The 13,457-nt window shown below is 72.3% G+C and carries 7 protein-coding genes; 6 read left to right on the forward strand and 1 reads right to left on the reverse strand.

Annotated features, from left to right (window positions below; genetic code table 11):
* The first annotated feature begins 9 nt into the window (after nucleotides 1–9).
* The 3 genes from ACLJQZ_RS27720 (at nucleotide 10) to ACLJQZ_RS27730 (ending at nucleotide 3,600) form a co-directional block, all read left to right on the forward strand.
* Entirely contained in the window at nucleotides 10–1,911 is a 1,902-nt protein-coding gene (locus ACLJQZ_RS27720) for a neutral/alkaline non-lysosomal ceramidase N-terminal domain-containing protein (protein WP_410622804.1), read from the forward strand.
* Between the two features lie 394 nt (nucleotides 1,912–2,305).
* Nucleotides 2,306–3,148, forward strand: a complete 843-nt coding sequence (locus ACLJQZ_RS27725) for an alpha/beta fold hydrolase (protein ID WP_410622805.1) — start codon at nucleotides 2,306–2,308, stop codon at nucleotides 3,146–3,148.
* Entirely contained in the window at nucleotides 3,145–3,600 is a 456-nt protein-coding gene (locus ACLJQZ_RS27730; protein ID WP_410622806.1) for a VOC family protein, read from the forward strand. The genes ACLJQZ_RS27725 and ACLJQZ_RS27730 overlap by 4 nt, the downstream gene beginning before the upstream one ends.
* A gap of 3 nt (nucleotides 3,601–3,603) precedes the next feature.
* Here the strand turns inward: ACLJQZ_RS27730 and ACLJQZ_RS27735 are convergent, their stop codons facing one another.
* On the reverse strand, nucleotides 3,604–6,705 hold the full coding sequence (locus ACLJQZ_RS27735) for an MGH1-like glycoside hydrolase domain-containing protein (RefSeq protein WP_410622807.1): 3,102 nt from the start codon (nucleotides 6,703–6,705) through the stop codon (nucleotides 3,604–3,606).
* Nucleotides 6,706–7,003: 298 nt separating this feature from the next.
* Here ACLJQZ_RS27735 and ACLJQZ_RS27740 point away from each other — a divergent pair, with 298 nt between their 5' ends.
* From ACLJQZ_RS27740 to ACLJQZ_RS27750, 3 genes are all read left to right on the forward strand, one after another.
* A complete protein-coding gene (locus ACLJQZ_RS27740; RefSeq protein ID WP_410622808.1) occupies nucleotides 7,004–11,632 on the forward strand; it encodes an RHS repeat-associated core domain-containing protein in 4,629 nt (1,542 codons plus the stop codon).
* Nucleotides 11,633–11,721: 89 nt separating this feature from the next.
* On the forward strand, nucleotides 11,722–12,627 hold the full coding sequence (locus ACLJQZ_RS27745; protein WP_410622809.1) for a universal stress protein: 906 nt from the start codon (nucleotides 11,722–11,724) through the stop codon (nucleotides 12,625–12,627).
* A gap of 262 nt (nucleotides 12,628–12,889) precedes the next feature.
* The gene (locus ACLJQZ_RS27750; protein WP_410622810.1) at nucleotides 12,890–13,435 is read left to right on the forward strand and encodes an EF-hand domain-containing protein; all 546 of its coding nucleotides are present in this window, start codon (nucleotides 12,890–12,892) and stop codon (nucleotides 13,433–13,435) included.
* Nucleotides 13,436–13,457: the final 22 nt, after the last annotated feature.

Below are 13,457 nucleotides of genomic sequence, written 5' to 3' on the forward strand. Positions count from 1 at the left end.
GGACAGCCGTTGACGGACAGGGACTTCCTGGTCGGCCGCGGGATCGCCGACATCACCGGCGAGGCCGCCGGCTGCGAACTGATGGGCTACGGCAAGTCCTGGCAGCGCAGCGCGGGCCTCCACACGCGACTGCGCGCGCGAGCCTTCGTCATCGACGACGGCGTGCGCCGGGTGCTGCTGATCGTCTGCGACCTGCCGTTGATGTTCCCCAGCGTGCACCGCGCGGTGCTGGCCCGCCTGGACGGCCGGTACACCGAGTCCAACGTCATGATCACCGTAACGCACACGCATTGCGGCCCCGGCGGCTACGGGCACCACCACCTCTACAACCTGTCCAACCGCTTCCACCCCCGGACGTTCACCGCGATCGTCGACGGCATCACCGAGGCGGTCGAGCGGGCGCACGCCGACCTCGCGCCCGCCGAGCTGACGCTGGCGCACGGGGAACTGCGCGACGCCAGCACCAACCGGTCGCGGGTGGCGTTCGACCGCAACCCGCGGGCGGACCGGGAGTTCTTCCCCGACGGCGTCGACCCGCAGACGACGGTGCTGCGCGTCGAGCGCGAAGGCCGGGTCGTCGGGGTGATCAACTGGTTCGCCACCCACGGCACCAGCATGACCAACCGGAACCTGCTGATCAGCTCGGACAACAAGGGATACGCGGCGCTGCACTGGGAACGCGAGGTCGAGGGCGGCGACTACCTCGCGCCGGAGCCGCTGGGCTTCGTCGCCGCGTTCGCGCAGACCAACGCCGGGGACATGTCACCCAACGTCGGCGGGCGGCCCGGCAGCGGCCCGACCGGCGACGAGTTCGAGAACACCCGGATCATCGGCCTGCGCCAGTACGCGGCCGCGGCCAAGCTGCTCGACGAACCGGGTGTCCCGGTGCGCGGCGGGGTCGACCACCGGCTGACCCACGTGGACCTGTCCGCGATGGCCGTCTCAGCGGAGTTCTGCGGCGACGGCCGCGCCCACCGGACCCGCGGCCCGATCGGCGGCGCCGCGGCGCTGGCCGGCACCGACGAAGGCAAGGGCTTCACCGGGTTCCGCCAGCAGCGCAACCCCTTCTGGGACGCGCTGTCCGCGGTGCTGTACCGGCTCGCCCCCGGACTGCGGGATGCCCAGGCGCCCAAGGGCATGGCGCTGCCGGGCCGCCTGCTCAACCGGCTGCGCCCGTTCATCGCCACCCGGTTCCCGGTGCAGCTGCTGCGCGTCGGCCCGCTGTACCTGATCGGGATTCCCGGCGAGGTCACGATCGTGGCCGGCCTGCGGTTGCGCCGCACGGTCGCCGAGCTCGTGGGCGCCGAGCTCGAGAACGTGCTGGTCGCCGGCTACAGCAACGGCTACTTCCACTACGTGACCACGCCGGAGGAGTACGAGGCCCAGCGGTACGAGGGCGGCAGCACGCTGTTCGGGCGCTGGCAGCTCGACGCCCTGCGACAGACCGCGGCGAGGCTGGCCGTCGCCCTGCGCGACGGGACGCCGGTGGAGCGGGGCACGGCGGAACCCGACCACTCCGGCCGGATCCGGCCCGCCGAGGACGAGACCGCGGACGGCCCGTCGCCCGGCCGGGTCCTGATCCAGCCCGCGCCGAGCTATCACCCCGGCGAGCGGGCCGCCGTCAGTTTCGTGGCCGCGCACCCGAACAACGACCTCCGCCGCGGCCGCACCTACCTGACCGTCGAGTCCGAAGTGGACGGAGCGTGGCACACGATCGCCGACGACGGCGACTGGTCCACGAAGTTCCACTGGTCGCGCGGCAAGAGCACCGGCCCGGTCGTGCGGATCACCTGGGACATCCCACCCGGCGCGGCAGGCCCGCACCGCATCCGCTACCACGGCGACGCCAAGGACCCGGCCGGCCGCATCGAGCCGTTCACCGCGGTGTCCGACGTCTTCGTGATCGGCTGACGGCGGACGGGAGGCCCGGTAGGGGACCGTTTTCGGCGCCATGGTGACCGTGCTCGGTCCCGGTGTCGGGTTCGTCTCCGCCGTGCAGGACCAGTTCCAGCCGTTCACGGGGCAGGGCCCGGCGACCTGGTTGGTCACCTCGGCCGTCCTGGCGGCCGGCACCAGCCCGCGAGGCGAACCAGCTGGAAAGCACGCCCGGCAATCTGCCCTCCGAGGTGCACGGCACCGGTCTCACCAGCCTGCTCGTCGTCCGCGACGCGGCGAAGAACGACCGCTGACGCCAATCCGGTGCGGGCCTCGCCCCGAACGATCAGCGGTGCTCGCGGTGTTTGAGGCAGATCAGTTGCGGGCATTCGAATTGTGGACGAGGTAATTTCAACCGTCGGGAGGACAGATGCCCAGCGTGACCGTCGGCCACGAGAACTCCGCGCCGATCGACCTGTACTACGAGGACCACGGCGCCGGGAAACCGGTCGTGCTGATCCACGGCTGGCCGCTGAGCGGCCGCTCCTGGGAAGCGCAGGTGCCGGTGCTCGTCGACGCGGGCTACCGCGTCATCACCTACGATCGGCGCGGTTTCGGCCGGTCCTCACAGCCGTGGGGCGGCTACGACTACGACACCTTCGCCGCCGACCTCGAAACCCTGCTCACCCACCTGGACCTGCGTGAGGTCACGCTGGTCGGTTTCTCGATGGGCGGCGGCGAGGTCGTCCGCCACATCGCCACGCACGGTGCCGGCCGGGTCGCCAAGGCCGTGCTCGCGGCGGCCGTCCCGCCGTACCTGTACCAGAGCGACGACAACCCGGACGGCGGTCTCGACGACGCGACGATCGGCCAGTTCGAAGCCGGCGTCCGCGGTGATCGCCTGGCGTTCCTCAAGCAGTTCACGACGAACTTCTTCAGCGCCGACGGCAAGCTCCTGGTGAGCGAGGACCAGCGGGCGTACGCCCAGGAGATCGCGGCGTTCGCGTCGCCGAAGGGCACCCTCGACTGCATCGCGGCGTTCGGCCGGACGGACTTCCGCGCCGACATCGCCAAGATCGGCGTCCCCACCCTGGTGATCCACGGTGACGCGGACGCGATCGTGCCTTTCGAGGTCAGCGGCAAGCGCTCGGCGGAGTCCCTCCAGGACAGCGAACTGGTCGTGATCAAGGGCGGTCCGCACGCGATCAACGCCTCCCACGCCCAGGAGTTCAACGACGCGCTGCTGGCGTTCCTGGCCCGGGGCGCCGCATGACGGCGGCGGCCGGCGCGGTCCACCACATCCGGCTGACCGTCACCGACGTGGCCCGCGCGCGGGAGTTCTACACCCGCGTGCTGGGCTTCTCGGTGGCCGTGGACACGGTGCCGCCCCAGGACGATCCGGACCACTGGCTGATGGTCTACAACCTGCAGGGCGGGATCGTGCTGACCAACGGGCAGCTGCAGCTCGGGCTCCGGCCCTGCGACGACCCGCGCCGCCGGGCCGGCGACCGGTTCGACCCGCGGCGTGTCGGCCTCGACCACGTCAGCTTCTCGGTCGGTGGCCGTGCCGAGCTCGCCGAGATCCGCGACCGCTGCGCCGCCGGAGGGCACGAGCACGGCGAACTCGCCGAGCTGGCGCCGTTCGGCATCGCGGTGCTGTCGATCACCGACCCCGACGGCATCCAGCTCGAACTCACGGCCCCGCTGGAGCAGGACGCTCGCTGAGCTTCACCGGCTCGCCGGGGACGTCGGAGGCGGCCGGTAGCCGCCGGCGACGTCGGCCGCGGTCAGGACCCGGTTCCACACCGTGACGTCGTCGACGCTGCCCGGCCACAGGTCGCTGTGCTGCCCGCCGGAGACGGCGCGGCCGATGGCCAGCGGGCCGGGTGACGCGTCTCCGGCCGCCTGGCTCCAGGTCTTGGCCTGCGCCACGCCGTCGACGTAGAGCACGTAGGTGCCCGCGTCGGCGTCGTGCACGCCGACCAGCCGGTACCAGCGGCCCGGCTGCGGGGCGACGTCCGCCAGCGCCCGGCCCGCGCTGGTCGAGAAGGCCAGCCGGTCGTCGGCCGCGGAGTACTGGAGGTAGAAACCGCTGCTCGGGTCGCCGTCCTGGCTGACCGCGGTGGCCCACGAACCCGTGCGGTCCAGCCGGACCCACGCGCTGACCGAGTAGTTCCCGGTGGTGTCCAGCACCGGCCCGCTCGTCTGCCCATACTGGCTCGAACCGTCGAGCCGCAGCGCGGTGCCGGTCACGCCGGGGACCCACCCGGGCGCGCCGGTCAAGGCGGCGTCGTGGGCGCCCGCGCTGTCGTGGGCGACGGTGCCGCTGCCCTCGTCGAGGCTCCACGCGCCGACCGGGTCGTGCTGCCCGGCCGGGTGGGGGATCTGGAGATTCTGGCGCTGGTGCGTGGTTTCCGTCCGGCCGCCGGGCCCGCGGTAGGACGCGGTCGCGGTCAGCGTCGCCGCACTGCCCGGTTCCGCGTCCGGTGGCGTCGTCAGGGTGAACGTCGACGTCCGGGACTGCCCGGGCGGGATCGCGCCGGCGGGCCGTCCGGTCGGCGTGACCGACCAGCCGTCCGGCACGGCGAGGCTCACCCGCGGCGAGACCAGCGGGCTCGACGTCGTGTTGCGCACCGTGACGCTCAGCGGGGTGCTCCGGTCGACGAGGACGACGCCGTTGGCGTTGGCGGGCCCGACGGCGATCCGGGCGTCCGGGCTCGACGGCGTCCAGGACTGCAGCTCCGTGACGCCGACGAACGCGCCCGGCGGGTTGGTGAACACCAGCCGGACCTTGCTCGTGGTGAGCGTGGGGAAGGTGACGCGGTTGACGCCGTTGCCCACCGGGCTCGCCGGCGCGCGGACCTGGCCAGGGACGTCCTGCCAGGCCGAGCCGGTCCAGTACTGCAGGCTGTAGGCCGCGGCCGGCCTGACCCCGCCGCCGTCGTCGTAACCGCTCCAGCGGATGTCGCCGACCGGCGTGGGCGCACCGAAGTCGACGCCGTAGAAGTCGCTCGGGTTCGGTGAACCGTAGTTGGTCCACCGCGTGTTTTCGGGCACCTCGCTGTAGAAGACCTTGCCGTCGAGCGCGTTCCACGCGTTGTCGCCGGGCCAGGTGTAGGAGGTGATCGGCCGCGGGTAGCCGGTGCGGAGCGGGTTGGCGGCGTCGTTGACGAGGTCGTTCCGCTGGGGCACCAGCGTGCGCCCGACGTCGATGGTGGTGTTGCGCAGCGTCGCGGAGCGCTGCACGAGCTTTCCGTCGACGTAGAGGCGCATCCCGGCGCCCTGGCCGTAGTGCTGGCCGTCGCGGTCCCACAGGACGGTGACGTTGTGCCCGTGGTAGGGCACGTTCTCGGCGGCGAAGTGGTCCCAGGCGGCCGGGGTGAGCGGCTTGACCTCGAGGGTGTCGCCGGACTGCGGGCGCAGGCCGAGCAGCCCGGACAGGACCAGGTCGGTGTAGGTGGAGTGGTTGTAGTCCTCGCTGTGGTTCTGCCCGTCGTAGATCCACGCGTCCCGGTCCGGGTCGTGCGCCTCGGCGACGTAGGGCTTGCCGTTCCTGGTCTGGGTCCGGGCGTAGGTGGCCAGCGCGGCGGCGTAGTCCTCTTTGGACACCGTGCGCTGCGCCGGGTGGTCGTCCAGCAGGTTCGCGAGGCCGGTCAGGGTCTGGGAGGTGGCGAAGGGCCAGCTCGGTCCGTCCCAGCGGCAGCACGAACCGGCGTCCTTCATGAAGAACGGGCTGCGGCGCTCGGCCGTGGTCGGGCCGTAGGCGCTCGCGAACCCCTGGGGGTCGAGCAGCTGGGACCAGGCCGTGGTGTCGGCCGGGCCGGCGGCACCGAACGTCCAGGGGAGGTAACCGATCTGCTCGCGGCTGCCGGACAGCCGGTGGCCCGGGTTGTCGTCGCGGGCCATGGCGTAGTAGAAGCCGCGTTCCGGGTCCCACAGCCACTTCTGCATCGCGGCCTGCACCCGCGTGGCGCGCTGGGCGTATTCGGCGGCGAGCTTGTGGTCACCGACCGAGTCCGCGATGCGGCTGATCGCGACGGCGTCGCCGTACTGGTAGGAGTTGAGCGTCGGCCGGTACCCGGCGCCGCCGTGGTAGGGCTCGGCGGATTCGTAGGAGGAGGCGGAGAACTCCATGGCGTCCCAGACGGGCACCGACCAGTACAGGCCGAGGCCGGCGTCGAACTGCTTGTCCCAGCCGCGGTACTGGCGCACGAGCGCCGGGAGCAGCTGACGCAACGGCGCGAAGTCCCCGGTCACCTGGGCCTGGCCGTAAGCCGAGGTGGCCAGCCAGACGCTGTACTCGTGCGCCCAGTCGGTCGTGTCGGCGTTGACGTCTTCGGTGGCCGGCTTGGGGCCCGCGCCGGGGCCGGTGAGCCAGAACTTGAGGTAGTCCTGGCCGTAGCCCGGATCGCGCAGCCAGCGTCCCTCGGTCAGCTGGTGCCCGGCGGCGGCGTTGATCGCCTGGTAGGGCGCGGCGTACCCGCAGCAGTCGAGGAACTCCGTCGAGATCCAGCCGTCGGTGGGGTTCGTGTACCGCAGGTGCTCCTGGTAGACGCGCCAGCGGTAGTAGTAGACGCTCTGCATGGTGGCGTCGGGCAGGTCCACGAACGGGATGTTCGCCTCGTACCAGGCGGGATCCGAGTAGCCGGCGAGAGCGGCGGCGTGGTCGAGGAAGTGGGTCCCCGCGCCGGGCGCCGGGCGCGCCGAGGTGTCGCCGGCCGCTCCCGCGACGCCGCTGACGCCGCTGAGGGCGAGCTGCGCGGCCAAGCTCAGCGCGGCCACCCAGGTCATCGCCGACCGGGTGCGTTTCCAGGACAGCCGCCCGCGCATCGGACCTCCACGAGAGGGTTTACAACGTTGTAAAAAACAGCTTCGACCACTATCGCCCAAGAGCGCGCAAAAGGGAACACCTCTCACGACGTCTGCTCCCCGGTTACCCGATGTGGTCGATCGACCACATCGACGAGTTCGACGGCCGGCTTGCCCGAACAGGAGGCGCTGCGTGATCGGACGGGCAACCGATCCGGAGGTCGCGGCGCCGGTTCCCGGGAAGTTGGTAGCTTGAAAAGATCTCGGGCCGGTCAGGGTGAGCCGGCGAGCGGTTCGGTACTGAGGATGGTTCCACCACATGAGCAACCCGCTGATCGCGCCGACGCAGGATTCGACGAAGGCGTACTCGGGGATCTCCCTGCTGGAGACGGCGAACGACCTGAAGTCCGCGATCGAGAGCGGGGACTGGGCCTCGGTCGCGATGGGCGCGGTCGGCACCGCCCTCGACGCGCTGTCGATGGCCATGGACCCCTTCGGCGCGATCCTCGCCGCCGGGGTGGGCTGGCTGATCGAGCACGTCGGGCCGCTGAAGGAAGCGCTCAACGGCCTCACCGGCAACGCCGACGAGATCGCCGCCCAGTCGGAGACGTGGAAGAACATCGCGGGCGAGCTGCAGAGCGTCGGCACCGACTTCGGCGACATGGTCAAGGCCGACCTGCAGTCGTGGACGGGTCCGGCGTCCGACGCCTACCGGCAGCAGTCGCAGGACCTCGTCGCCCTGCTGGGGAGCGCGCAGAAGGGCTGCGAAGGCGCTTCCAGCGGCGTGAAGACCGCCGGTGAAGTGGTCGGTGCGGTCCGGTCCCTGGTGCGCGACATCATCGCCGAGCTGGTCGGGCACCTGATCAGCTGGGCGCTGCAGGTCGTGTTCACCCTCGGTATCGGCCTGACCTGGGTCGTGCCGCAGGTGATCGGCGCGGTCGCGAAGACGGCGTCCAAGATCGCCGACCTCGTCACCCGCCTCGTCAAGGCCCTCAAAGCGCTCATCCCGCTGCTGAAGCGGGCCGGCTCGCTGTTCGGCGACGCCGCGAAGGCGCTGAAGAACATCAAGCCCGGCAAGGTGGCCGCGCCGAAGAAGCCCCCGAAGATCGACGGCACGCCGAAGGCGCCGGAGCCCAAGCCCAAGGGCGGCGACAGCACCACGACCTCCGGTGCGAACGGTAATCCGCCGAAGCACGACGGCCCGCCGCCGCCCAAGAACGACAGCACGTCGCCGTCCGGTAACGGGACCAACGGCGACACCCCACCCGGCGGCCACGGCGGTGGCAACGGGAACGGCGGCGGCGGGAAGGGCTCGTCCGGGGGCGGCGGCACCAGCCCGTCGTCGAACAAGCCGAACAACCCGCGCGACACCGCTCCCGACCCCGACAACCGCGTCTGCAAGGACGATCCCGTCGACATCGCGAGCGGCGAGGTGATCCTCGAACAGCTCGACCTCGAGCTCGGTTCGCTGGTGCTGGCGCGCACGCACGTGTCGACCTACCGGGCGGGCCACTGGTTCGGCGTCTCGTGGTCGTCCACTGTGGACCAGCGGCTCGAGGTGGACGACGAGCATGTCTGCTACTTCTCTCCCGCCGGCACGATCCTCGTCTACCCGCGCGGCGACGGCGAGCAACTGCCGCTGGAGGGCGCGCGCTGGCCGCTCACACGCGACGGCGACACGTTCACCCTCACCACCGACGACGCCGTGCTGGAGTTCTCCGGCTCCGGGCGGGTGGTGCCGCTGCGCGCCTTCGAGGGCGAGCAGCGGGTCGAGGTCTTCTACGACGACTTCGGCACCCCGACCCTGCTGCGCCGCGAGGACGGCGTCCGCGTCGCCCTGCGGACCCGGCGTGGCCGGGTGAGCGAGGTCGTCGTCCTGGGCGACGGCCTGCCGGACGTCACGGCGCTGCGCTTCGAGTACTCCCCGCAGGGCCACCTGTCCGCGGTGACCAACTCCTCCGGGCAGGCGCAGCGGTTCGGCTACGACGAGGCCGGGCGCCTCACGTCGTGGCAGGACCGCAACGACGTCCATTACGCCTACACCTACGACGAGCGGGGCCGGTGCGTCCGCACCACCGGCGACGGCGGCTTCCTCGACGGCACGTTCGCCTACGACGACCACCTCACGCGCCACACCGACTCGTTCGGGCACGTCACCGAGTTCCACCTCAACGACGCGCGCCAGGTCGTGCGCGAGGTCGACCCGATCGGCGGCGTGACGCTGTCCGAATGGGACCGCTACGACCGCCTGCTCTCCCGCACCGACCCGCTGGGCCGCACCACCCGCTACGGCTACGACGAGAACGGCACCCTGACCCAGGTGCACCGGCCGGACGGCTCCGTGGTGCTCATCGAGGGTGACGCGGGCGGGCCCGCCGCGATCACCGTCCACAGTGGAGGCACGACCTGGCACCGCCGGTACGAAGACGACGCGCCGGATCCGCGCACCACTCCGATGGGCGTCGCCACGTCCATCTCGCTCGGCGGTGACGAGCCGCCCGCGCCCGAAGGCGTGGAGCCCGACCAGTTCGGCCGGCCGCGGGCGCTGCCGACCGCGACCGGGACGGTCGCGCTCAGCTGGACCGTCGAGGGCCGCTCGGCCGCCCGGGTCGGACCGCGGCAGGAACGCGCGTCCTGGCGCTACGACGGGGAAGGCAACGAGACCGAGCACGTCGACGAGCTGGGCCGCGTCACCCGCCGCGAGTACGGCCCGTTCGACGTGCTGACGGCGCTCATCGACCCGGCGGGCGCGCGCACGGTGTACGGCTACGACACCGAGCTGCGGCTGACGTCGGTGACCAACCCGCAGGGCCGCACCTGGGTCTACCGCTACGACGAGCTGGGGCGGCTGCAGGCGCAGACCGACTTCGCCGGGCGCACCCGCACCTACGCCTACGACGCGGCCGGGCAGCTGGTCCGCTCCACCGACCCGGCGGGGCTGGTGACCACCTACCGCCACGACGTCATCGGCAACCTCGTCGAGGTGCGGGCGCCGGAGCGCACCACCACCTACCGGTACGACCCCGTCGGCCACCTGGCGCACGCCGCGAACGGCGAGTCCACAGTGGAGTTCGAGCGGGACGAGCTGGGCCGCGTCGTGCGCGAGACCGTCGACGGGCGCAGCGTGAGCTTCGAGTACGACGAGTCGGGCTACATCCACCGCCGCACCCCAGGTGACGCCGAGAGCACCTGGTTCTTCGACGACCTCGCCCGGCCGATCGGGCTGCTGGCCGGCCCGCACGCGATCGTCTACCGCCACGACACCGCGTCCCGCGTGATCGGCCGCCACGACGGGGCCGCCCAGCTCGGCCAGACCTTCGGCGGCCACGGCGAGCTCGCCACGCAGGCCGTCGCCGCCGGGAGCGTCCCGGTGCAGCGGCGGGCGTTCGGCTACCAGGCCAACGGGACGCTCGCGACGCTGCACGACGACGTCACCGGCACCACCGCGCTGACCCGCGACGCCGCCGGGCGCGTCGTCGGCGTCACCTCGGCCCAGGGCCGCGAGGAGTACCGCTACGACAACGGCGGCACGTTGCTCCCGCCCTCGGACCTCGCGGTGACCGAGGACGGCTACGGCCGGCGGGTCACCCAGGGCGCGGTGACGTTCACGTGGTCCGGGGACCGCCTCACGGCGGCGGCCACGCCGGACGGCACGGTGTGGCGCTACCACTACGACCCGCTCGGCCGCCGCGTCGGCAAGACCCGCCACGGCGCCGACGGCAGCACCGCCACCACGATCTACACCTGGGACGGCACCACGCTCATCGAGGAGGCCGGGCCCGGCCGGATCGTCACGTGGGACCACCTGCCGGGCACCGTCACCCCGGTCGTGCAGCGTGAGCGCGACGCCCAGGGCGCGCGGGTGCGCACGTTCGTCACCGACGCCGTCGGCACGCCGACCGACCTGCTCGACGAGCGGGGCGGGCTGGTGTGGACCAGCCGCCGCACCGCGCACGGCCGGGAGCTGACGGCCGCGCCGACGCCGCTGCGGTTCCCCGGCCAGTACGCCGACGCCGAAACGGGCTTGCACTACAACGTCTTCCGCTACTACGACCCGGCGACGGCGCGTTACCTGAGCCAGGACCCGCTGGGTCTGGAACCGGGACCGGACCCGTACGCCTACGTGCCCGACCCGTACGCGGAGTTCGACGCGCTGGGCCTGATGAACTGCGGCACCACCTCGCAGTCCGCGGGTGGTGGCAATGGTGCCCCGCAGACTCCGAGGGGCGGGCACGACGCCGGCAACACGGGCGGCAGCTCGTCGAAGCCCACGCCGCCCCCGGTGCCGCCGAGGAGCTCGAAGCCGAAGATCCCGCCGAAGCTCGGGCCGAACGGCAAGCCCGTCGTGCCGCCCAAACCGAAACCGAAGCCGGACACCACGACGCCGTCGGGCAGCAAGCCGCCCCCGCCGCCGGTGCCGCCGAAGAGCTCGAAGCCGAACCTCGAGCCGAAGCCCGACACTCCCGGGCCGTCGAACCCGAAGCCGGACGCGGGCGGCGCGCCGGGCACCACGGGCAACCCGGCGTCGAAGCCGCCGCCGGGCAAGGACGACTTCCACCAGCCGCCGCCGGGCGCGAACGGCAAGCTGCAGGGGGAGTACACGTTCAAGCCGGAGCCGCAGAAGATCAGCGGCAGCAACTACGGCGACGTGACCCCGATGCAGGAGCACGTCTTCCAGGGTGTGATCGACGACAAGATCGCGAAGTGGAAGGCGGACGGCCTGATGGACAAGCCCTTGGACGTCAAGGTCTACTACCCGCCGGGCTCCAACCAGCTCAAGCTCGCCGGCGACGGCCACCACAGCTTCGCCGCGGCGATGGAGAGCGGCCGCCCGATCAACCTCCAGCTGTGGAAGCAGCCCGGCGGCGGCCTGGCCAACCCGCAGACCAGCTGGAACAACACCACCGCGCTGCCGGGGGTGCCGAAACCGGGGCAGTGGCAGAAGTAGCCGTCACCCCACTGGGGGCCGTCGTCCCCGGGCCGCGGGCCGCGTTCGGTGCTTTACTCGGGTCCCGGACGAGGAAGGCGGGGACGCTGATGGCGAGCGCGACAGACCTGGTGGTCGGAGTCGACGGGTCGGAGCCGGCGTTGACGGCGGTCCGCTGGGCGGCGCGGGCCGCCGCGACGCGCTGCCGCGGGCTCCGGCTCGTGCACGCCACGGAAGAGCTGCCGGTGGCCTATCCGCACGCCGGCGGGAACTTCGACGAGCTCTACGAACTCGTCGGCGCGCGGGGGCAGCGGCTGCTCGACGCGGCCCGGGCCGCCGTGGCCGAGGTCGCGCCGGACCTGACCCCCGAAGTCGTGCTCCGCCCGGAACAGCCCGCGGAGGGGCTGATCGCCGAGTCGGCGTCCGCGGCGATGATCGTGCTCGGCACGCCGGGGCTCTCGACGGCCGCGCGGGTGCTGCTCGGCTCGGCGTCGCTGGCGCTGGCCGCGCACGCGGAGTGCCCGGTCGCGCTGATCCGCCCCCATATCGCCGAGGACGAAGCGCCCACCGAAGGCCCGGTGGTCGTCGGCGTCGACGGCACCCCGGCGAGCGAAGACGCGATCGCGGTGGCGTTCGACGAAGCGTCCTGGCGCGGCGCACCGCTGGTCGCGGTCCACGCCTGGCACGACACGTTCCTGGCCGGCGTCTTCGAAGAAGGCCGCCGCACGATGGACGGCGACGCGATCGAGCAGTCGGCGAACGAACTGCTCGACGAGCGGCTGGGGGGCTGGCAGGAGCGGTACCCGGACGTCCGGGTGGAGCGGCTGGTCCAGCGCGGCCGCCCGGCGCAGGCCCTGCTCGACCTGGCCGACCGGGCGCAGCTGCTCGTGGTGGGCAGCCGCGGCCGCAGCGGCCTGGCGGCGCTGGCCCTGGGCTCGACGAGCCAGGCGATGATGTCCTACGCACTCTGCCCGGTGGTGGTAGCCCGCGGCGGCACCCACCCGGCGGCGGAGTAACCGCCCGTACCGTCGAAGCGCACCGCGATCACCTGGGGCGCACAACCACTCGGTCGCATTTCTTGTTCGCGCTGTGCGCTGAGCCGAACACCCGGTAAAGCCGTGTCGCCCGATTCCGCTGGTTCCTTCCCCAACGGGTCATGGGGCAGCGCGTCGCCGGCCGCTTGCGGTTGCGCAGGGTGGTGATCACCGTTCTCGGCCGGGGTGGGTGACCCCTGATTACCGTGACGCGCCGCAAGGTTTCTCCGACGAAAGGGCCTCCGTGTCCCAGGATCTCCTCGAGCGCAAGTGGTCGAACTTCTTCCGGCACTTCGACGCCGACGGCAACGGTTTCATCGAGCACGAAGACTTCGTGCAGCGTGGTGCGCAGGTGGCCGCCGCGTTCGGGTACGCGACCGAGACGGCCGCCGCGCAGGCCGTCACCGCGGGCTTCCAGCGGGTCTGGGAGTCCTTGGTGGGCAACCTCGACGCCGACGGTGACGGCCGGGTGTCGCGTGCGGAGTTCACCGGCGGCATGACGGTGTTCGCCGGCGAGGACCGGTACCAGGACCTGTTCCAGCCGGCGATCGACGCGCTGCTGGCGATGGGCGACGCCGACGGCGACGGGCAGCTGAGCCGGTCGGAGTGGGTGCGCCTGCAGGTCGGCTACGGCACCCCGGAGACCGACGCGGAGTACACGTTCGGCCTGCTCGACACCGACGGCAGCGGCTACCTCTCGCACGACGAGATCTCGGCCGCCACCCGGCAGTACTTCACCGGCACCGACGCCGACGCGCCGGGCAACAGCCTGTACGGCCCGCTCGCCTGACGGCCCGGGTGCCGCCGGCCGT

It is taken from the genome of Amycolatopsis sp. cmx-8-4 (assembly GCF_046548675.1).
GTDB lineage: Bacteria > Actinomycetota > Actinomycetes > Mycobacteriales > Pseudonocardiaceae > Amycolatopsis.